At 67.0% G+C, this 21,694-nt stretch carries 16 protein-coding genes, 1 tRNA gene and 1 pseudogene; 7 read left to right on the top strand and 11 right to left on the bottom strand.

The window, feature by feature from the left end; all coding sequences use genetic code 11:
- From NG1_RS33570 to NG1_RS33580, 3 genes are all read right to left on the bottom strand, one after another.
- The coding region (locus NG1_RS33570) for an amino acid adenylation domain-containing protein (protein WP_157114399.1) at positions 1–1,565 on the bottom strand (1,565 nt) is incomplete at its 3' end.
- 293 nt (positions 1,566–1,858) lie between these two features.
- Positions 1,859–2,842 (bottom strand): helix-turn-helix domain-containing protein, encoded by a 984-nt coding sequence (locus tag NG1_RS33575; protein WP_062977708.1) that lies wholly within the window; start codon positions 2,840–2,842, stop codon positions 1,859–1,861.
- Between the two features lie 143 nt (positions 2,843–2,985).
- Entirely contained in the window at positions 2,986–3,858 is an 873-nt protein-coding gene (locus tag NG1_RS33580; protein WP_062977710.1) for a M23 family metallopeptidase, read from the bottom strand.
- A 189-nt stretch (positions 3,859–4,047) separates the two neighbouring features.
- Here NG1_RS33580 and NG1_RS33585 point away from each other — a divergent pair, with 189 nt between their 5' ends.
- The 3 genes from NG1_RS33585 to NG1_RS33595 all read left to right on the top strand — a co-directional run bounded on the left by NG1_RS33585 (position 4,048) and on the right by NG1_RS33595 (position 6,237).
- Complete coding sequence (locus NG1_RS33585) at positions 4,048–5,112, top strand: nitronate monooxygenase (RefSeq protein ID WP_084499389.1); 1,065 nt, start codon at positions 4,048–4,050, stop codon at positions 5,110–5,112.
- A gap of 59 nt (positions 5,113–5,171) precedes the next feature.
- A complete protein-coding gene (locus NG1_RS33590; protein WP_062977712.1) occupies positions 5,172–5,564 on the top strand; it encodes an SCO5389 family protein in 393 nt (130 codons plus the stop codon).
- 124 nt (positions 5,565–5,688) lie between these two features.
- Positions 5,689–6,237 (top strand): HD domain-containing protein, encoded by a 549-nt coding sequence (locus NG1_RS33595; protein WP_062977714.1) that lies wholly within the window; start codon positions 5,689–5,691, stop codon positions 6,235–6,237.
- A gap of 15 nt (positions 6,238–6,252) precedes the next feature.
- On the opposite strand, the gene NG1_RS33600 is transcribed toward NG1_RS33595, so the two are convergent.
- The 4 genes from NG1_RS33600 to NG1_RS33620 form a co-directional block, all read right to left on the bottom strand.
- Entirely contained in the window at positions 6,253–7,890 is a 1,638-nt protein-coding gene (locus NG1_RS33600; protein ID WP_062977716.1) for a long-chain fatty acid--CoA ligase, read from the bottom strand.
- A 924-nt stretch (positions 7,891–8,814) separates the two neighbouring features.
- Positions 8,815–9,828: a cation diffusion facilitator family transporter gene (locus NG1_RS33610; RefSeq protein WP_062977720.1), complete on the bottom strand. Its 1,014-nt coding sequence runs from the start codon at positions 9,826–9,828 to the stop codon at positions 8,815–8,817.
- The gene (locus NG1_RS33615; RefSeq protein ID WP_062977721.1) at positions 9,825–10,220 is read right to left on the bottom strand and encodes an ArsR/SmtB family transcription factor; all 396 of its coding nucleotides are present in this window, start codon (positions 10,218–10,220) and stop codon (positions 9,825–9,827) included. The genes NG1_RS33610 and NG1_RS33615 overlap by 4 nt, the downstream gene beginning before the upstream one ends.
- A gap of 118 nt (positions 10,221–10,338) precedes the next feature.
- Positions 10,339–10,524 (bottom strand): hypothetical protein, encoded by a 186-nt coding sequence (locus NG1_RS33620; protein WP_062977723.1) that lies wholly within the window; start codon positions 10,522–10,524, stop codon positions 10,339–10,341.
- Positions 10,525–10,764: 240 nt separating this feature from the next.
- Here NG1_RS33620 and NG1_RS33625 point away from each other — a divergent pair, with 240 nt between their 5' ends.
- The 4 genes from NG1_RS33625 (at position 10,765) to NG1_RS33640 (ending at position 14,567) form a co-directional block, all read left to right on the top strand.
- The gene (locus NG1_RS33625) at positions 10,765–11,907 is read left to right on the top strand and encodes an acyl-CoA dehydrogenase family protein (protein WP_040871819.1); all 1,143 of its coding nucleotides are present in this window, start codon (positions 10,765–10,767) and stop codon (positions 11,905–11,907) included.
- 159 nt (positions 11,908–12,066) lie between these two features.
- Positions 12,067–13,539: a flavin-containing monooxygenase gene (locus NG1_RS33630; protein WP_062977725.1), complete on the top strand. Its 1,473-nt coding sequence runs from the start codon at positions 12,067–12,069 to the stop codon at positions 13,537–13,539.
- Positions 13,540–13,613: 74 nt separating this feature from the next.
- Positions 13,614–14,405, top strand: coding sequence for a hypothetical protein (locus NG1_RS33635; RefSeq protein ID WP_062977726.1), 792 nt, complete (start codon positions 13,614–13,616; stop codon positions 14,403–14,405).
- Between the two features lie 89 nt (positions 14,406–14,494).
- Positions 14,495–14,567: transfer RNA gene (locus NG1_RS33640), tRNA-Arg, on the top strand.
- A 477-nt stretch (positions 14,568–15,044) separates the two neighbouring features.
- Here NG1_RS33640 and NG1_RS33645 read toward each other — a convergent pair.
- The 4 genes and pseudogenes from NG1_RS33645 to NG1_RS38665 form a co-directional block, all read right to left on the bottom strand.
- Positions 15,045–15,403: pseudogene (locus NG1_RS33645) on the bottom strand (transposase); the annotation flags it as partial.
- Positions 15,404–15,921: 518 nt separating this feature from the next.
- Entirely contained in the window at positions 15,922–18,720 is a 2,799-nt protein-coding gene (locus NG1_RS33655) for a restriction endonuclease (RefSeq protein ID WP_062977733.1), read from the bottom strand.
- A complete protein-coding gene (locus NG1_RS33660; RefSeq protein ID WP_084499390.1) occupies positions 18,704–20,674 on the bottom strand; it encodes a site-specific DNA-methyltransferase in 1,971 nt (656 codons plus the stop codon). The genes NG1_RS33655 and NG1_RS33660 overlap by 17 nt, the downstream gene beginning before the upstream one ends.
- Positions 20,671–20,913, bottom strand: coding sequence for a transposase domain-containing protein (locus NG1_RS38665; protein ID WP_062977735.1), 243 nt, complete (start codon positions 20,911–20,913; stop codon positions 20,671–20,673). The genes NG1_RS33660 and NG1_RS38665 overlap by 4 nt, the downstream gene beginning before the upstream one ends.
- Positions 20,914–21,694 lie beyond the last annotated feature (781 nt).

Consider the following 21,694-nt stretch of genomic DNA (forward strand, 5'->3'; position numbering starts at 1 on the left):
GCCCGATCCAGCTTCCCCACCGGCGTCAACGGAATCTCCTCCAACACCATGATCGACGCCGGAATCATGTAAGCAGGCAACGACTCACCGATGAACTCGGCGAGCGCGCCGGTGTCCACGTCGGCACCGGGCCGCGGCAGCACATAGGAAACCAGCGCGGTCGCGCCGGAGGGCAGCGTCTTGCCGAGAGTGGCAGCGAAGTCGATGTCCGGGTGGCCGGTGAGCGCGTTGTCGATCTCGCCGAGTTCGATGCGGAAACCGCGGATCTTCACCTGGAAGTCCGAGCGGCCCAGGTACTCGATCACGCCGTCCTGGCCTGCGGATTCGGTGCGGCGCACCAGGTCGCCGGTGCGGTAGAGCCGCGCTCCGGGGTTGCCGGTGTCGGCGCCGAACGGACTGGCGACGAATCGCTCCGCGGTCAGGCCCGGCCGGTTGAGATAGCCCTGCGCCAGCGCGGGACCGGTCAGATACAGCTCGCCGACCACCCCGGCGGGCACCGGCCGCAGCCGCGAGTCCAGCACGAACGCCCCGACTCCAGGGATGGCCGTGCCGATCGTGATGGGCTCGCCGGGCGTCATCGGTGGCGTACTGGTGGCCAGGATCGTCGCCTCGGTGGGCCCGTAGCCGTTGTAGAACTCGCGCTCGGCCGCCCAGCGAGCGACCAGTTCGGGTCCGAACTTGTCGCCGGCCACCACGACGGCCTGCAAGTCGTCCAGCCCCGCCGGATCCACCGATTCCAGGGCTCCCGGCGTGATGAGCATGTGCGTGACGTGCTCGCGCCGCAGCAGATCCGCCAACTCGAAACCGCCGAACACCGACGGCGGCGCGATCACCAGCGTCGCGCCGGTGGAGAAGGCCAGCAGCAGTTCGAGCACCGAGACGTCGAAGTTCGGCGAGCAGACGTGCAGAACGCGCGAATCCTCCGTCACCCCGTAGTGCTCGCGCTCCGCGGTCACGAGTCCCGCGAGGCCGCTGTGCGAGACCACGACGCCCTTGGGCTTGCCGGTGGACCCGGAGGTGTAGATGACATAGGCCGGGTGCCGCTCGTCCAGCGGACGCACCCGGTCGGTGTAGGAGATGGGGTGCTCCGGGCGCGCGGCGATACGCGCGGCCTGCACCGGGTCGTCCAGCTCGATCCAGTACACGCCGGTGCCGAGCACCGGGCGGTGCGCCGAGGTGGTCAGGCCGACCGTGGCGCCGGAGTCGGCGACGATGTGGTTGATGCGATCGGTGGGGTACGTCGGATCCACCGGCACGTACGCCGCGCCGGTCTTGGCGATGGCCCAGACGGCGAGCACCGACTCCACGCTGCGCGAGATTCCGATGGCGACCACGTCGCCCGGCCCGACACCGCGCTCGATCAGCTCCCTGGCCAGCCGCGAGGACGCCGCGTCCAGCTCGGCGTAGGTGAGTTCCCGATCGTCGGCCGGATCTCCCGTGGGGTTGAACCGGATCGCGACCTCGGTGGCGGCGGACTCGACGGCGGCGGTGAGCAGCTGCGCGAACAGCGGACTGCCCGACCTGCGGCGACGGCTACCGCGAGCAGAGCGACGGGCGGTTTCCATTCGAGTGCATTCACCTCTCGCATCGAGCCAGGACCCGGGCCGAACCCTGCGCAGGGTTCGTTATCCGGGGCCAGCGCGGACCGAGCAATCATATAGGGGCTTGACTGCCCAACCCGCGCGCTGTATCGGATTGCCGCGGCTGCCGTCGGTGCGGTCCGCGTCCCCCCTTTCGGTGCTGTCCTCTCGTCGAGCGCCGCCCACTCCCCCATGGAATCGGTGTCTTGCGTGATGCCTGCCGTTATATCGGCGCCGAGTCCCTCATGTTGCATGACTCGTTCGATCGGTGAGCTTGCTCACAGCCACCCGCGCCGGGTTGCCTGCACCCCCGCCTGGAATCTCGTGCTCGCGCCGAGACGCTCCAGCAGCCGGGCGGTCCGGCGGACCACCGTGCGCCGGGACATCCCGAGCCTGCGCGCGATGGTGTCGTCGGTGGCGCCCAGTCCCATCAAGGTCAGGATCGCGCGGTCGCGTTCGTCCAGCGCCTCGGCGGCCGGATTCACCGATATGGGCGCGGCCATCGTCCACAGTACGTCGAAGGTCTTGACCAACAGCTCGAGCGTGGGGGACCCCGTGATGCGCAGACCCATCGGGTCGGGCCTGCGTTCGTCGGCGTGCAGCACCAGGCTGGCGCGCTCGTCGTCGCTGATGATCAGCTTGAACGGCGGCTCCGGCAGCGTTCTGGCCTGTGCGCCGCTGGCGTTGGTGGACAGCGCGTGCCGCAAGCGCTCCGGATCTTGGTAGACGGTGTCCTGATACAAGGTCTGATAGCGGATTCCTTCACCGAGCCTGGTCCGCTTGAGCTCGAAAAGCCGGCGCTCGCGTTCCGGATCGCTGAGATAGGGGCCGCGCTCGACCAGCTTGACGCAGCTGCGCGCGCCGGTCTGCATCTCCTCGAAATCCGCCAGCATCTCCAGCCGCTCGTACACCGGCACCACCGCGCCGTTGCCGCGGGGCGAGCGGCGTACCGAACGGAACGTCTCGCTCAAACGCGCCGCGGCCGCGTGCATCTGGTTGATCTCCTGCTGTCTGCGCCGCGCCTCGGCTTCGGACAACGATTCCGGTGCGTGCGCGTCCCACAGCGGTTCGCCCTCGGGCGACTCGACTCGGACCACGGCGCGCAATTCACACAACACATCCAACGAGTCCGCGGCGAGGTCTTCCGAAACGCCCAGGTACTGCGCGATATCGGCGAGACTCGACCGCGGATGGTGCACCAGCACGGCGTAGACGCGGCCGTGCGGTGACCCAGGCTCGAAGATGTCGCCCAGCTCGATCACGGCCCGAGCCTAGCGACCGACCGGTGCCTATGGGGCGGCTCTGAAAGACCCGCGCGCCAACCGCTTCCCGCATTACCTCGTCGCGGGAAGCTCCGCTGCGCGCAACCGTGCGCTGACCGGAATATCAAGCTGGACAGGAGAAATCAGTGCGCCGACGGGCCCCACTGCAACGGCACGCCCTTGGCTGCCAGGTACGGCATCGGGTCGATCTTGGTGCCCCCCTGGTCCCAGATCTCCAGGTGCAGGTGCGGACCGGTGGACTGCCCCCGGTTACCGACGGTGGCGATCACGTCGCCCGCGTTCACGCGCTGCCCGGCGTGCACGAACATCTCGTTCACGTGGCCGTAGACCGCGGTGGTGCCGTCGTCCTGCAGCACGCGCACCCACAGGCCGAAACCGGAAGCCGGTCCCGCCTCGATCACGGTGCCGTTGCTGACCGAGTGGATCGGCGCGCCCAGCGCGTCGGCGAAGTCGAGGCCGTAGTGCATGGCGCCCCAGCGGCTGCCGAAGCCGGAGCTGATCTCACCGGCCACCGGGCGCACCGCGGGCGCCGGGGCGACCTGCTGCTGCACGCCCTTGAGGACCTCTTCGGCCTGAGCCAAGGGGGCCGCGATCTCCGGGGGAAGATTGGGAATGCCGAACGGAGCGGCGACCGGGGCCGCGATCTGCCCGGCGACGGCGGCGGGCTCCGGCGCGGCCTGCGCGACCGGCTCGGCGACCTTCGCCTCGGCGATCGGCAGGATGCTCGTACCCTTCACGGTGGAGGGCGCGGCGTGGGTCTCCTCGTCGGCATCGTGCGAGCCGGGCAGCAACGGCGACGCGTAGGCGATCGCGGGAGCGACTTGGCTGGCGGCGCCGATCAGAGCGCCCGCGGCGACCGCTGCGGTCGCGGCGGCCTTCACACGCTCGGTGGCGGACGGCTCGGCGCGGTGCCGCGTCGGCCGGCCCGTTTCGCCGCCGTCGCCGAGGAGGCTGCGGACGGTAATGGAACTGGGGCCTACACGGTGCTGCGACAAAGCTGAGTCCTCGGTCGTAGAACAGGGTCCGGGATGCCGGAGCCCGAGCCGAACCGGGTTCGATAACGATCCGGTGAAGCCGAGCGGATAACGGTTTGGCATCCGTCGTGACGGGAACTCTACCGCGTCGTGACCATTCCGCAACCTTCCAGCGGAAAATCGCTGGTGAGGTCCGGGTCACATGTCCAGATGCGCGACAATCGGAGCGTGATCCTCGACCAGGTGGACGTTCCGATCGTGCTGGCCCCGATGGCGGGCGGCCCCTCCACTCCCGAGCTGACCGCCGCAGTGGCCGAGGCGGGCGGCTTCGCCCAGCTGGCCGCCGGCTATCAGAGCGCGGCCGACACCGCGGCGCGGATCGCGGCGACGCGCGCGGCCACCGGCAAGCCGTTCGGCGTGAACCTCTTCGTACCCGGTCCACCGACCCCCGCCGCGGACCTGGCGGACTATCTCGCCGAACTCGGCGCCGACCACACGCTCGGGGCTCCGCGCTACGACACCGACGACTGGGACGCCAAGCTCGACCTGCTCGTCGCCGACCCGGTCGCCGCCGTGTCGTTCACCTTCGGCTGCCCGAGCGCCGCGGAGATAGGGCGGCTGCATGCCGCCGGTTCCGAAATCTGGGTGACCGTCACCTCGGTCGACGAAGCGCGCGTCGCGGTCGAGGCGGGCGCCGACGTGCTCATCGCCCAGGGCGCGGAGGCGGGCGGGCACCGCGCGACCTTCGTGGACCGCCCTGCGGACGACACCACCGACCCGCTCGGCCTGCTGGCGCTACTGCAACTGCTCACCGCCGCCACGGACCGGCCCTTGGTGGCCACCGGCGGCCTCGCGACCGGCGCGGGCATCGCCGCCGCCCTCGCGGCGGGCGCCGTGGCCGCGCAACTGGGCACGGTATTCCTGCGCTGCCCCGAAGCAGGTACCAACCCGGTGCACCGCACCGCCTTGACCGCCGACACGCCGACGATGCTCACGCGAGCGTTCACCGGACGCAGAGCACGCGGGTTGCGCAACCGATTCCTGCTGCGGCACAGCGCAACCGCGCCGGTGGGATACCCGGAGATCCACTACGCCACCGCCCCGCTGCGGGCCGCCGCGCGCGCGGCGGGCAACCCGGACGAGGTCAATCTCTGGGCCGGTCAAACCCATACGCTGACTCCCGAGCTACCCGCGGGAGAACTGGTCGCCCAGCTGGCAGCCGACACGAAAGCCGCACTGGAAAAAGCTCTTTCACGCCGAATCCAGCATTATTGACAACGACTTTCGATTAGACTCGGGCATCGCATCGACGTCCAGCACTGGAGGAGAGCGCCATGTCCCTTGATGTCCCCACCGCAATACTGGAACGCGCCGAGCGCGGCGAGGTCGACGACGCCGACTTCGTCGAGGTCGTCCGCAACTCGCTGCCGTACGCCTGGGAAGTGGTCAGCCGCGTGGCCGCCGACCTGCGTTCCGGCACGGAGGAATACGCCGACAACACGATCGCCCCGCCCGACGACGTGGCACGCGGACAACTGCTGCGCGCCATGGCTTCCGACGCGATTCGCGGTGGACTGGAGCGGCACTTCGGTGTGAAGCTCGCCTTCCAGAACTGCCACCGGGTCGCCGCGTTCCCGCTCGCGGCGGTCGGCGGCGATACCTACACCAGGTTCATCGGCACCCGGGCCCAGTTGCTCAACCAGAGCCCGGAACTGCGCAACTGCTGATCCACGAGCTGAACACCCGGCGCGGCAAACCGATTCGCCCGCGCCGGGTGTTCGCGTCCATCCGGCCGTGCGCCCGCGCGTCGCCGCCGTCGACGGCGGTCGGTTGCGCGTAGGGTCAACCGCCATGAGCAGCAACGATCTTCACGATGAGGTCGAAGCCCGGCTCGCGCCGTGGCAGCAACAGCTCGGGTCGGACCGCGCCGCCTACACCAATCACGTGCTGCGCGTCCTGACGCTGTGCGACCTCTTGGCCGCCGACCAGCAACCTCGACCGAGCACGCGCGAGGAGTTCTTGACCGCCGCCGTCCTGCACGACATCGGCATCTGGTCGGCGGGCAGCTTCGACTACCTCGCCCCCTCGTGCGACCAGGCACGCGCGTGGCTGGCCAGCATCGACCGCGACGACTCGACCGGGCTGGTGGTGTCGATGATCGATCAGCATCACAAGCTCCGCCCGGCTGGGCCGCCGCACGACCCGGTCGAGATCTTCCGGCGCGCCGACGCCATCGACGTCGAACGGGGGTTGCTCGGCCGGTTCGGCATCTCCCGCGGAACCTACCGCGACCTGGCGAAGCGCTACCCGAACCACGGTTTCCACCGCAGGCTCGTATCGCTGGCCGCGCGGCGGCTGCGGACCCACCCCACGTCACCACTGCCGATGCTGAAGTGGTGACGCGGGGCGGCGCGGTCAGCCGAGCGTGGTGACTTCCAGGTCACCGTCGGAGTACTGGCTGCGCAGCCGCTTCTTGTCGAACTTGCCCACACTGGTCTTGGGAACCTCTGCGATGAACGCCCAGCGTTCCGGCAACTGCCACTTGGCGAACTTGTCGGCCAGGAAGTCGCGCAGATCCTCGGGTTTCACCTCGGCGCCCTCGGCGAGGACGACCGCCACCAGCGGTCGCTCGTCCCACTTCTCGTCCGGCACGCCGATCACCGCGGCCTCGGCCACCGCCGGATGGCCGATCACGGCGTTCTCCAGATCCACCGACGAGATCCACTCGCCACCGGACTTGATCACGTCCTTGGATCGGTCCACTAGCGTGAGGTAGCCGTCGGGGCTGATCTTGCCGACATCGCCGGTGCGCAGCCAGCCCTCGTCGAACTTCTCCGGATCGACCACCGCGCCGTCCGGCGAATAGTACGAGCCGGTGATCCACGGCCCGCGCACTTCCAGCTCGCCCAGCGACACACCGTCGTTGGGCACCACGCCGTCGTCACCGACCAGACGCGCGCGCACACCGGCCGGGAAGCGGCCCTGGGTCACCCGGTAGGCCCACTTCTCCTCGTCGGTGACCGCGGTGGCGGGCGGATGCGCGACGCTGCCCAGCGGCGAGGTCTCGGTCATGCCCCACGCATGCAGCACCCGCACGCCGTGGGAGTCCTCGAAGGTGCGCATCATCGACGGCGGCACCGCCGAGCCGCCCACCACCACCGAGCGCAGGTGCGTGATGTCCTGCGGATTCGCCGCCAGCGCCGCCAGCACCCCACCCCAGATCGTCGGCACCGCGGCGGCGAACGACGGCTTCTGCGCGGCCATCATCTCCAGCAACGGGCCCGGCTGCAGGAACCGGTCCGGCATCAACAGATTCGACCCCGACATCAGCGCCGCGTACGGCAGACCCCAGGCGTTCGCGTGGAACAGCGGGACGATCGCCAGGATGGTGTCGGTTTCGAACAGGCCCATCCCGTTGTTCGCGCCGACCTGCATGGCGTGCAGCCAGTTCGAGCGGTGCGAGTACACCACGCCCTTCGGATCGCCCGTGGTGCCGGAGGTGTAGCACATCGCCGCGGCGGAACGCTCGTCGATCACCGGGAAGTCGTAGGTGTCCGGCTGCGCGCCGAGCAACTCGGGGTAGGAGTGCACCTGCACGCCCTCGGGCGCGGTGAGCGTCGCCGCGTCACCGTTGACCACGATGACGTGGCGGACCGTCGTCAGGTGCGGCAGGATCTGGCTGAACAGTGGCACCAGCGTGCCGTCCACCAGCACCACTCGGTCCTCGGCGTGATTGGCCACGTAGACGACCTGGTCGGGGAACAGCCGGATATTCAGCGCGTGCAGCACCGCGCCCATCGCGGGCACCGCGATATAGGCGACCAGGTGCTCGTTGTTGTTCCACATGAACGTGCCGACCCGATCGCCGACCCCGATGCCCAACGAGCGCAGCGCGTTCGCCAACCGCGCCGATTCGGCGCCGACCTCACGGTAGGTCATGGTGCGCACGCCGGTACCGGTCCAGGTGGACACGGTGGAATCGCCGGCGAACGTCGATGCGTAGCGCAGCAACGTGGCCAGCGACAACGGCTCGTCCTGCATGGTGCTCAACATCGGAACTCCTCTTTTCTTCGGTGACTTCCCGTCAGAAAGCCAAGTCGATTTCGGCCACCTGCGACGCGCTCCCGGCGAGCACCCGCCCCAGCGGATCCGTGCGAGATACGGAATCGGTTCGCCGCGGGTGAGCACCGCATACGACAGCGCCGCATCGCCGGTCCTGCCGAGGCGGGCGGGCATCGGGGCGGAACAGGCTGAACACCCGGCCGACGAGCATCGGGGCGCGGCCGAAGACCCGATTCACCAGCGATGTCAGGTCCGGTTCGATCCGGGATCGCGGGCCCGGCGCTGCAGCGAGGATTTCCGGCCACGTCACCACGCCGGACCGACGCCCGAGCACCTGTCCGCTCATCCTCAATCCCGCTCGGTGATAAACGGATCCGGGAATGTGGCGGGCCGATCAGTACGTGTGGTTCCAAGCTGTCGACGTTCGATGAGCAGGTGCACGACGAATGCGGTGACGCCTTCGGACTCGGAGCCGGTACCGAACGGCGTGGTGCGCCGGCAGGCACATCGGAGCGCGCCCGGCTCGGCGCCCGCTCTGGAACGAGGTCGGCGAAACCCGCCGCCACGCCGATCACGGCGGCCTCGGGATCTTCCGGGATGCGGCTGCGTAAGACCAGGTCGGGAAGCTCAGCAAAAGTCGCTACACGCGGCGGCATGGTTCAGCACGCACCGACCATGAGCCACATCACACCGGCGATGCTACCCAACGGTAGGCGGCCGCGGGCAAGGCCGACGGGCAATCCCGCGGGCACCTATCCGACAGCGCGCGCCCTCAGTTTCCGCTGGTCAGCTCAGCGCTTCGACCTCGGTGGGCACATGGTCGGCTCCAACCTCTTGGGGGACCGCGACTTCGGTAGCGGATGCCCGGCCGCCTGCCGCACCCGGCACCGCGACCCCGATAGCAACTGCCCGGCTTCACGCTGTGCCCGGCAACGCGACCTCGGTATGCGCCGGATACGCGTGCACCACAGCCGTGTCCAGCTTGGGCACCACGTGGGTGAGGGTGTGCTGGGCCTCGTGCGCGACGTGATGGGCGTCCGCGAGCGTGATCGTCGGGGCGACGTCCAGTTCGACGTCGGCGTGCAGCCGATGGCCGATCCATCGCATCCGCAGGCTGCGCACACCCTGCACGCCCGGCTCCGCGGACAACGCCCGCTCGGCCGCGGTGACCAACTCGGGCTCGACGGCGTCCATCAACCGGCGCAGGACGTCGCGCGCCGCGGTCCGCAGCACCGCGAGAATCGCGACGGTGATGAGCAGCCCGACGAGCGGGTCGGCGAGCGGGAAGCCCAGCGCCACTCCCCCCGCCCCGAGCAGGACCGCCAGCGAGGTGAACCCGTCGGTGCGCGCGTGCAGACCGTCGGCGACCAGTGCCGCCGAGCCGATTCGCCGCCCCACCCGGATCCGGTACAGCGCCACCGTCTCGTTGCCGAGGAATCCGATCAACCCGGCCGCGGCGACCCAGCCCAAGTGGTCGAGCGGTACCGGATCGAGCAACCTGCGCACCGCCTCGTAGCCGGCGATCAGCGCGGACAGGGCGATCATCGCGACGACGAAGAGCCCGGCCAGGTCCTCGGCCCGGCCGAAGCCGTAGGTGTAGCGCCTGGTCGCGGCCTTGCGGCCGAGGGCGAACGCGATCCACAGCGGAACCGCGGTCAGCGCGTCGGAGAAGTTGTGCACGGTGTCCGCGGCCAGCGCCACCGAGCCGGACGCGACGACGATCACCAGTTGCAGCACCGCGGTGCACCCGAGCACGACCAGGCTGATCGCGACCGCCCGGATGCCGACCGCGCTCGCCTCCAGCGCGTCATCGATGCTGTCGGCCGCGTCGTGGCTGTGCGGGACGAAGACTTCCCGCAACGCGCCGATCGCGCTCGACCGATGGTGGTGATGATGCCCGGCATGGTGGTGATGATGCTGATGGGTCATGACGCACTCGCCTCGTCGCGGCCGGGGAGGTCGCGCTCCGCGCCCGCGCCGCGATGGTGCGCGGGAACACCGGGCCCCGCATGCTCGGCGTTGTACACCGCGTCCATCACCAACTGCCGGACGTGCTCGTTCTCCAGCCGGTAGAAGATCGTCGTCCCCGATCGGCGGGTGCTCACCAACCGCGCCATCCGCAGCTTGGCCAGATGCTGCGACACCGAAGGCGCCGGCTTGCCGACTCGCGCGGCCAGATCGTTCACCGACAATTCGCGATCCACCAGCGCCCAGAGCACCTGCACACGCGTCGGATCGGCGAGCATGCGGAACACCTCGACAACCAGTCCGACCTGGTCCTCGGCGAGACGCGACCGCCATTCCTGGCTATCTGCATTCATACGCAGATATTAGAACGGATTGCGGCGCGAAACCAGGTCTCCGGGCCGATGCGGCGGCGGCACCCCCTGCGTTGCCGCCGACGCACCGGTCGACCCCGAATCCCAACAGCTTTCTGTCTTAGTCGAGTGTGGCGTCACTGCGCCAGACGATCGAAGGGATATCACCCGAATGAGACGAACCAATCGCGCAGCTGCGCACTCCATTTCGGACCGCGCCCGATGAAACGGCGATGACCAGCACGAATGATCCGGCGGCGGCCGAAAACTTCACGCGCACCTGCGCGCACAGCTGCACGTGCAGCACGGGCCGCGCGAGCGTCCCGGCACCTCGGTCGCACCGGCTGCGCCACCGGCGATCCGGACATTCTGCACCGAACCGGGCGTACTCGCGCGAATCCTGTCCGTACCGTGATCTCCGCCCGCGCCCACCGGTTCCGACCCGCGACGACAGTTGCCGATCACCGCTCCCGGACGAGCGGACCGATCCCCGCCGACACCCGGTTACTGTGAATCACGAGAATCGAGCGACCGCGGAGTAGACGACATGCCAGTGGACCGAATGCTGCCCACCCCCGAAGCCAGGGACCTGCTGGAACTGACCCGTGACATCGCCGACAAGGTGCTCGAGCCGCGCGTGGCCGAGTGCGAGAAGACCGGGATCTTCCCCGATGGCGTCTTCCCCGCGCTGGGCGCCGCCGGCCTGCTCAGCCTGCCGTATCCGGAGGAATACGGCGGCGGCGCGCAACCCTACGAGGTGTACCTCCAGGTGCTCGAGGAACTCGCCGCCCGCTGGGCCGCGGTCGCCGTCGCCGTCAGCGTGCACAGTCTCAGCTGCCATCCGCTGTTCGCGTTCGGCACCGAGGAGCAGAAGCAGCGCTGGCTCGCCGGCATGCTTTCCGGCGAGACCATCGGCGCCTACAGCCTGTCCGAGCCGCACGCCGGTTCCGACGCGGCCGCGCTGCGCTGCCGCGCCACCCCGGTCGAGGGCGGCTACCGGATCACCGGCGCCAAAGCCTGGATCACCAACGGTGGCCGCGCCGACTTCTACACTCTGTTCGCCCGCACCGGCGAAGGCTCCCGCGGCATCTCCTGCTTCCTCGTCCCCGGCGACACCGAGGGGCTGAGTTTCGGCAAACCCGAGGAGAAGATGGGCTTGCGCGCCGTGCCAACCACCACCGCCGCCTACGACGACGCGTTCCTGCCCGCCGAACGCCGCGTCGGCGCGGAGGGCCAGGGCCTCTCCATCGCCTTCAGCGCCTTGGACTCCGGTCGCCTCGGCATCGCCGCCGTCGCCACCGGCCTGGCGCAGCGCGCCCTCGACGAGGCCGTCGCGTACGCCAAGGAGCGCGAGGCGTTCGGCCGCCACATCATCGACCACCAGGGGCTCGGCTTCGTACTCGCCGACATGGCCGCCGCGGTGGACTCCGCCCGCGCCACCTACCTCGACGCCGCCCGCCGCCGGGACGCGGGGCTGCCGTACTCGCGCCAGGCCAGCGTGGCCAAACTCGTCGCCACCGATGCCGCCATGAAGGTCACCACCGACGCGGTCCAGGTCTTCGGCGGCTACGGCTACACCCAGGACTTCCCCGTCGAGCGCTACATGCGCGAGGCCAAGGTGATGCAGATCTTCGAGGGCACCAACCAGATTCAGCGTTTGGTCATCGCACGCCAGCTCGCGGGCAACTGATGCCGGGGCGCCTGCGCGAATAACTCGCGCACGATCGAGCGGTCCATGTTTCGCGCGGGCCGGGCGACCGCCGCACCGCGACCACCCGTGGCCGAAAATACCGATTGATTGACCGCGGATGTCTTCGGACCTGCGAATACTGTTTCGTACCCTCGAACCATGACGACGCCGTCCATCATCATCATCGGAGCCGGATTCGGCGGGCTCGGCATGGCACTGGAGCTGCGGCGGGCCGGGTTGGACACTTTCACCATCCTGGAGCGCGCCACCGACCTCGGCGGCGTCTGGCGGGAGAACACCTACCCCGGGGCCGCCTGCGACGTGCCCTCCCCGCTCTACTCCTGGTCCTACGAGCCGAAATCCGATTGGCCACGGCGTTTCTCCGAACAGCGCGACATCCACGCGTACATGCGGGGCGTCGCCGACAAGCACGGCCTGCGGCGCTTCATCCGTTTCGGCACCGAGGTGACCGACGCGGAATTCGACGAGCGCACCGGCCGGTGGACCGTCCGCACGGCCGACGGAGCGCAACTGACCGCCGACATCCTCATCCCGGCGGTCGGCCAGCTCTCGCGTCCCGCCCTGCCGAACATTCCCGGCATCGACACCTTCACCGGCGCCGCCTTCCACTCCGCCGAGTGGGACCACGACGTCGACCTGACCGGCAAGCGCATCGCCTGCATCGGCACCGGAGCCAGCGCGATCCAGTACATCCCGCGCATCCAGCCGAACGCCGCCCGCCTCACGCTGTTCCAGCGCTCGGCGGCCTGGGTGCTGCCGAAAGCCGACGTCGAGTACAGCGCCCTGCACCACGCCCTCTTCAAGTACTTCCCACCCAGCCGTCTCGCCGAGCGCTTCGCCATCTGGTCCGTCTTCGAACTGCTCGCCCTCGGACTCACCGACATCCCGGCGATCAAGACCCCCGTGATCGCTCTGGCCGACCGCCACCGCGAAAAGCAGGTTCCCGACGCCGGACTGCGCGCGAAACTGACGCCCGACTACGCGGCGGGATGCAAGCGCGGACTGTTCTCCAACGAGTACTTCCCGGCGCTCGCGCAGCCGAACGTCACCGTGGAGACCACCGCCATCGAGTCGATCACGCCGACCGGAATCCGCACCGCCGACGGCGTCGAGCACGAAGTGGACGTCATCATCTTCGGCACCGGCTTCAAGGGCACCGAATTCCTGGCGCCGATGAACATCTACGGCCTCGGCGGCCGCAAACTGGCCGACGTCTGGGGCGACGAAGGCGCCCGCGCCTACCTCGGCCTGTCCGTGCCGCAGTTCCCGAACCTGTTCCTGATGTACGGCCCGAACACCAACGTCGGAGCGGGCTCCATCATCTACATGCTCGAATCCCAAGCCCGCTACATCCGCCAGGTCGTGCGCTACCTCACCGACCGCCCCGGCCGCTACCTCGCCGCCCGCCCCACCGCCGACCAGCACTGGGACGACTGGCTACAGCGCCGCCTGAAAGACACCCCCTGGAACTTCTGCTCCAGCTGGTACCGCAACGCCTCCGGCCGGATCACCAACAACTGGCCCGGCGCCACCGTCCTCTACCGCTGGAAGACCCGCGCTTTCGACCCCGCCGACTACGACGAGGCGCAAGCGGCCGCGCCAACGCGCTGACCCCGCACACCGAGCCCGACCTCAGCTATTGGTCAGTAAACTGAACTGGTCCGAGGTCCAGCGGAAGAGGTGCCATGTGGTGGCTACTGATCGTTCTGGTGCTGATAGCGCTGATCGCCTTACTGGCCTGGCAGTCGCAGCAGGGCAAACAGCGCGAAGCCACTGAACTCGCCGACGCTCTCGCCGACGCCCGGCAAGTGAACGAACGACTGGGCGGCCAGGTCTACAGCCTCTCCGGCGGCAACGACGCCGCCGTTCAGGCACTCGCCGACGCCTCCGAACGGCATCTCGCGGCAGGCGCACAACTCGACCGGGCCCGCACCCCCACGCAAGCACGCTTGGCGAAGCAGACCGCCCTGGAAGGGCTCTACTACATCAGGGCCGCACGGACCGCGATGAACATGGACCCAGGCCCCGCGATCCCCGCCCTCGACGGCCAGAACACCGCCGGACAGGTCACGGAGAAGCGCGTAGTCGAATACGAAGGCAGGCAGATCGCCGCCGCCCCCGCTCCCTCGCCATCGACCCCCAACTACTACCCCGGTGGCCGAGTGGCCGGGCGTCCGGTACCCGCGGGGTGGTACTCCGAGCCCTGGTGGAAACCCGCGTTGATCGCCGGTGCGTGGGGCCTCGGCTCCACCCTGCTGTTCACATCCCTATTCGCCGGAATGTCCGGAGTGGGCTACGGAGCGTCCGGCTTCGAGAGCGGCTACGGCGAAGGTTTCCAAGACGGGATGGCCGCGGACGGGGGCAATGACGCGGGTGGCGACTACGACGGTGGGTACGACTCGGGTGGCGACTACGGCGGAGGCTTCGATGACGGCGGAGGCTTCGACAGCGGCGGCTTCGACGGAGGCGGCTTCTGATCGCTCGCGATATCCCACGACAGCGATGCGGCTTCCGAGCCCCTCACCCGGTAGACTGCGAACGTCCCGGGCGGGCCCAGCCCACCCACGCCTTCGTAGCTCAGGGGATAGAGCACCGCTCTCCTAAAGCGGGTGTCGCAGGTTCGAATCCTGCCGAGGGCACAAACCGGCGACGGCATTTCCGCAGTTCAGGGCGATGTTGGCAGAGCAAAGCTAACTCGACCTCACAAGAAACCCCAGGTCACGCGTCGCAGGTTCGCGCCCTAGGTGCGCACAACACACCGATCAAACTGCCACGACACGCCGATCAACCGGATCGCCTGTCGCGGCCAGCACCGCCCGGATTCAGCTCACACCGTCACCGTCCCCATGATCGCGGAGCCAGACCAACAGCGCGGCAATCGCCTTGGCCTGCACCGCGGCGAGGCGCTCTCCTTCCGCGCCGTCGACACGGCGAATCTCGAACGACGCCGAGATGCCACCGCGCGCACCAGGTAACTCGCCCAGACGACCACGACTGAGATCCTGGCGTTCCCCACGTGCAGTATCTGGCAACTCCTGACTCGGGGATACCTCCAACCCCGATGCCGTCGAGTCAGCTAGCCCGACGCCGATACACCCAGCAGGCGTGCCATCCGTCGGAGCGACCCCGAACCGAGCCCGATGCCCGGCGATGAACGCACAGACTAACGGTGTCGCGGGTCGCTCTCCCGCGCGAAGAAAGTTGTTGTGGCCTTGAGGATTTCGATCGTCTGCTCGAGTTCGGCGTTCTTGCGTTTCAGCTCGCGGATCTCCCGGGCTGCGTCCGTCGAAACGCCCTCGACCTCACCGGAATCGACCGCCGCCTGCCGCACCCACTTGCGCAGGGTCTCCGCGGTCATCCCCAACCGAACCAAGACGGCCTTGATCGCCGCCCACTCGCTGTCGTAATCGTCCCGATGATCAACGACCAGCCGGACAGCCTTGGCCTTGGTCGCCGCATCATACTTCGCTGGCATAACGCGCCCATCCTCTCAAGAAAGAGAGTGCGCACGAATCCCGGGGCGATTCACCAGCGCCGATTCCACGAGTGCTCAGCGCGGCATGGTCGCCATCGAGGCGGCGTTCGACGACGGACGCGAACATCCGTGCCCACATGAGGTGTTCTTGAGACTGCACGCCCGCGGCGATGGTGTGCTCAACATAACCTACATCGTCGTCGCTACCGCCGTCGTCGGAATGTTCGAGCACTGCACCACAGACCGTCCGCATCGACGATCAGAGCGAAGCGACAGCGCGTTCACGGAACTGCCGTTAGTACACCATCGGCGCGAGCGGAGATCCTTCCATTGAAACGGATTGGAATCTCACAACTCAGCGGACAAACCCCGAGGCGGCCCAAAGACGGCCCCAAATCCGTGACGGTTCAGTGTCATGCTGCTCGCTCCTGGTCAGCTGGCGGGGATTCAAGGAGATCCGCTGGTGCACGATGTCCCGCGTCAGCTCGACTCTTCACCGTCCAATCCGAATCGCTCCACTAATCGTCCTCCTGACTGTCAGCCCAATCGGCGTTGACCCGGAGCCCGGTTTGCGCGGTCGTGAACTGGTAGTCGATCTTCCCAGCTGGTGCGACTTCGAAATGACGACGTGCAAATCGGATCCGCATGGCCTCATCCCAGTGAAGGTCATCGAGGTTCAGCGTGCCCTTGGTTTCACGCACCAGGTAGAGCCGCTCGGTGCCTTTGTCGTCGTAGACGATGGCCCAGTCCGGCGAGTACTCGCCGACCGGAGTGCGCACGCGGAACCGGCGCGGGAGCTTGGCGAACAGCTTGATGTGTTCCTCATCGTTCTCCAGCATGGCAGCGAACTCACGTTCAACATGGCTGTCATAGATGACGTGGTCGTACAGGTTCAGGCCGCCTTCGGGAGCCGCGACGACGCCGTTCTTAGGGTCCGCTCCGCCCTTCGGCTGGGGCGGGTTCTGTTCCTCAACCTCCACGAATACGACCTCTGCGTCCCACCAATCAGCTTCAGGTTCGGGCTCGTATCCGATGTGCTCGACCATCTCTTCGATCGTCACCGTGCGGATGGCGGACGCGACAATCCGCGCCCACCGTTCCGGATCATCGATGGCGCGGGCCTGAAGGTTGGATGGCACTGCCGCGATGATCGCGGCGACCGTCGGGCGGGTGAGCTGCAGCGGGAACTTGGTTGTGAGGAGTTGGTCCTCGACCAGGCGGACGAGGTCAGGCAGCTGCTGGCCGACGATTGTGATCGAGGCGCCAGAACTCTCCGCGACCTCGGTGTCTGTTGTGATGACCTTGCCACCATCGTCGTACCTGAGCTCAGCCGTCTGCACGATGTTCGCGCGCTTGGCCAGGTAGCGGATCTCCTCAAGTTGCTCGGAGGCGCCAACCGCAGCCGGAAGCACCGACGAATCCAACCTGATCCGGTAGCGAGCCTTGTAGCGGATGCGGCTCCAAAGCGCCTGGAACTCAGGGCTGAGGAACTTCTTGCTACGGCGACGTACCTGGACCGTGTTGTCGTCATCATCGGGCTCCGGTCCACCGCCTCCGCCCGTTGCGGCGTACTCCTTGTTGAGCCCATCTCGGAACTCGCTGAAGGTCTCGTCGACGACGAGAGTAAGGCGACAGGTCGCGGGATCGGTGACCCGCGCACCGGTCTCGTCGACAGGGAGGCGCAGCCCCCGGCCAATCTGTTGGCGACGCTCGACTTCGGAGGCACTATGGCGCAGGAAGCCGACCTGGAAGACGTTGGGGTTGTCCCAACCTTCCTTGAGCGCAGAGTGAGAGAAGATGTACGCGTGCGGGTTGTCCTTGGTGAGGATCAGCTCCTTGTTGGCAATGATCTCGGCGTAGGCACGGGCCTGCTCTTCTTGGGCCTTGGCGGAGGATCCGGTGGAATCCTTGAAGATGCCGGTCTTAGTCGACGGGAAGTAGTGCACCCGCAATGTCGACGGATCCGGGCACGTCTCCGGCCTGCCACCAGCACGCACCCACTCCTCGCGGTAGAGCGCATCGAACATGCTCGGCAAGACAGGCTCGGGCTGGCCCTCGACAGGCCAGTAATCCGCCACATGTTCGACGAAGAACAGTGATAGCACCTTGACCTCGCGACCGGTGGCATCGATCTGATTCTGTCGATTCAGATGGGCACGGATCGTGTGTCGAATCTGTTCTTGCCAGATCGACATTCGATCTACGCCAGTCTCCTCACCGACGCGCAGCTCGGTTCCATTCTCGAAGATGACGCGGTCAGGCTTTCGCTCAAAGCGCTCAACCACGAGCCCACGGTACTGATCGAGCCCGCCAGATACGTCGTATAGATCGTCGCCGTTCCGAAGGACGACGTCGGTCCGCTTCAGCCCGGATGCCGAGTCGACATCGATCATGACCTCGGCGAAGAGCCGTTTGGCCTTGGTGCGGATCTTGTCCACGCGTAGGTACGCCTTGCCGGTGGCACCGGGCGCAATGCCCTTGACGGACACACGCTTCACCAGACCCTGCTCAGTTGCGGCCTTGGGACCCAGGACGTGAACGAGGTTGAACTTCTCGGCATGCGTCGCGCTATATCGGAGGACGAAGAGTGGGTTGAGCGTGGCGATGGCTCGCTTGCGCAGGTCAGTTTTGAAGTTCTGTGGCTCGTCAACGATGACGACGGGGTGCGTGGCAGCAATGGAGTTCATGCCGCTCTCGGAATCGCCCCACAGCTGCGGCTGTTCGGGCACGCCGTAGACAACGCCAGTGTCGGGCTTGTCGATCGCCTGGACGCTCGCGACGAGGAACTGAACCGTGCTGCTCGGCTCGAGGAAGTCGTCGAGCGCGGGGCCCTCGCCGATGACGCCCCACTTGTACGGGAGCGACGGAAACTTGGCGCGGAAGTGCTCTTCGGTCTGTTCAAACGTCTTGACGACGCCGGCGCGGATCGCCACCGAGTGAACCAGGATGACGAACTTTCGCAGGCCGTGCGTTTGCGCGAGCTGGAGCGCGGTGTTGATGTAAACGTAGGTCTTACCGGTCCCGGTCTCCATCTCGACGGAGAAGTTCGGAAAGTCGCGAGCCTCACCTTGCAGGTCGGCTTCGACCTCCAGGAGGTGCAGCTCGGACTGCTTGTCGACGCCTTCTTCGCGCTCGGAGACCGCTCCTAGCCGATCGCTCAAGATCGCGCGGTCCAGCGTGAATCCATTGTGTCCAACCGCACCGGGAGCCTGCCCGACGATGCCGACGAGCGGTGGCGTCAGCGCACCTTCAAAGAGATCGACGACTGCGGCGATCGCGGCGCCTTGGTGCGGCTGGTCCTCAAAGCGAAACTTCACGGGCCACCCGCTCCAAGAGCACCAGGTTCTTTTGCAGCCGCGGAGCCAGTGTGAGCGTCGTGCTGTCGTCGACCTTGTCGCCACGCAGAATCAGGATGTCGTCGTTGCCCACGCCGAGCGCGTCGGCGGTGTCGATACTGAACGCGCCCAGGGAAACGAAGAGCCGGCCGGTACCGTGCCCGTCGGTTTGGACGAACTCATAGACGGTGATGCCATTGACGTCGTGGGTGGTCACTGTGGCGTCGAGCTTGGTGCCGGTCGCCTTAAGGACGACTTCCCATGCAACCGCTTCATCGCAGGCACCCTTGGCGACCGGTGATCCTTGGGCGTTGCTGAGCACGGCTTCGATGTAGGTCTGCCCGGTCATCCCTTCCTCAGCGATGACTGGCTTGTCGATCACGAGGTTGGTCTCGCGGCTCCGGAAGATGCGGAAGCCGAGTGAGTCGTCGCCAATCGCCTTGGCGGCACGACGAAGGCGGTCTGCGGTTATCTCGAAGATAGTCTTGTACCCAGCCTTGATCGCGTTCCTGCCCGACTCCTCGGAATCATCCGGCTTCTCCGGAACCTGAACCAGGATCCAGCGACGCACCTTGCCGTCACGCGGGTTTTGCTCCCAAATCGCGTGCCCAGTCGAGCCTGAGCCTGCGAAGAAGTCCACGACCAGATCACCGTCGCCGGTCAGCGAATGAACCAGCCTCGCAAGCACGTCAGTGCTCTTGGGGTCGTCGAAGACCTTGCTGCCCATGAGCTCGTCGAGCTGGGTCGATGCCGCGCGACGGTCACGGTAGAAGACTGAAGGCGGAGCCCAGTCCTCTCGCGTATGCAGGTATGCCTTGATCTGCACCCGCTTGGACTTGTCCTCTGGGTAGATAAGGCGCCCGTCAGCGTCGAGCTCCTCCATCCGCGACCTCTCGTACCGCCAGCCGTTGTCCGGCGGGCTGTAGCCCTTCCAGTCGTAGATCAGGTTCTCGCGGTAATTCGGACTGGAGATGTTGTCGGGGAACCAGATGCCGCGCTCGTCCACGCGAGCGTAGTGAGCGTGCGCCTTGGACGGGTTGTCGTCGGACAGCGACCTATACCACTCACGGAGGCCCTTCGTTATGGCCACGTAATCGCTGCCGTGCTCGGCGCGTAGTTCGTCGACGCGGGCATAGATGGGCTCGAGTCCTTCCTTCCGCTCGCGCCAGCGCACGTCGTTAGCTTTCAACCACTCGCGGTCTCGTGCGTAGACGAGGATGTAGTCCTGTCCCCCACCAGTAAGTTTCGCGTCACCCTTTCGCGCACCACGCCAGGTGAACATGTCGACGAAGTTGGCCGCGCCAAAGACAGCATCAAGCAAAAGGCGCAGGTGGTGCACCTCGTTGTTGTCGATTGAGACAAGGATGACGCCATCGCGTCGCAGGAGATGCCGTGCAACTGCCAACCGCGGGAACATCATGGACAGCCACGGCGCGTGCTTCTTGCCGACCTTCTCCAGCTTGCTGGTGGTGACGTTGCCCTGCTCGTCCACCTGTCCGGTGGCCTTGAGGTACTCGCTCTCAGGTACGGAGAAGTCGTCGTTGTAGGTGAACGTGTCGCCGGTATTGTACGGCGGGTCGATATAGATGAGCTTGACTGCGGCGCTGTAGCCGGACTTGAGGAGCTTGAGGACCTGCAGGTTGTCGCCCTCGATCAGGACATTTCGGGCCGTCGCCCAATTGAGAGACGCATCCGGGTCGGGAACGAGGGTCGCTGTCGTCGCCGCACGGGCGTCCAAGCGCGCCTGCTCGATCCCCGGCCAAGTGAAGGAGAACGACGCTCCTAAACTATCGGACTCGCCGAGCGCATCCAACAGAAGCCCGAAGTCAAGGACTCCATCCGGGAACGCCGAAGGAACCAAGTCGGCGAGCGCCGCCAACAGCTCTTGCTGCGCGTCCGGCGTAGCCCCTGGTGCCTGCGAAACGTCGTCCGTCATATCCAACCTCGTCCTCGATTGGCTCGGCGAGTGCCTCCCAGCAGGCACATCGCCACCACGAAATACACCACCACCCAGGGTGGCAGCAACTGTGTACGCACACCGGACCGCTCACCCCCAGCGACGATCCGATCCACCAGATCCGGCGGAAACGTCATGGTCAACAACCCGATCGCGATCCGATCCGAGAACCGCCCATCAGTTTCCGGCTTGACCTGCCGAGGCCGCAGCACACCCACCTCCCGGCTGGGCAGAATACCAGCCGAAACCCTAACCTAGAAATTTCTCGTGCCCAGCAGACAGGAGGTGGCCTCGGGTAGGTGACCTGTTGTTGTCAGCTCGCCGTCGCTTGCCGATGGAAGTCCGGTCCGGGTAGCTGCCAGGAGATCTGGTGGCAGGCTGGCGGCTTGTCCTGGAAACGGGCCGGGTCGAAGCCCGGCGCCAAAAGTCCTGTTAGGAAGAGTAACTGAGCGGTCCGTAGCATGAAGCGAAGCCTGCGGCGGTCCATCGAATGCACGATGTGCCGCGGAACTCTGTGGGGTAGGGCTTGGGCACGGCATACATCCTTCCAGCACGACAGATCAAATGGAACCTATTGATGCAGCACTCTCTGCTTCTACCGCATCCAAGCAGCGACGAAATTCCGCCGCTGGGCCTCCCCCAGGCCGCGCAAGCGGCCCCGGCCGCGCTAAGCTCTACTCATCCAAGAGAGAAATCGGCTTCGACCACCAGTTGACCAGAGCGTGTGCCCAGGTCGTCCGCGTTCCCTTCTTCGATGTGCCACGCCGAGGGCACCAATCTGCACCAACATTTGCGCAGGTCAGGATCACGCGTCGTAGGTTTGCGCCCTAGGTGCTAGCTGAGAGCTAACGCGCAACTGACTCCAACGGAGGGCGCCGATCCCAACCGCTCGGCCCGAACAGCCCCCCAACGGCGCTGATAGGTGGCACAGCAGGATCATGACCGACAACACTGCACATCCTGATGCAACACCTCCATCGGAGCCCGACGGCAGCACCT

Origin of the sequence: Nocardia gamkensis NBRC 108242 (genome assembly GCF_001612985.1) — a bacterium.
Lineage (GTDB): Bacteria > Actinomycetota > Actinomycetes > Mycobacteriales > Mycobacteriaceae > Nocardia > Nocardia gamkensis.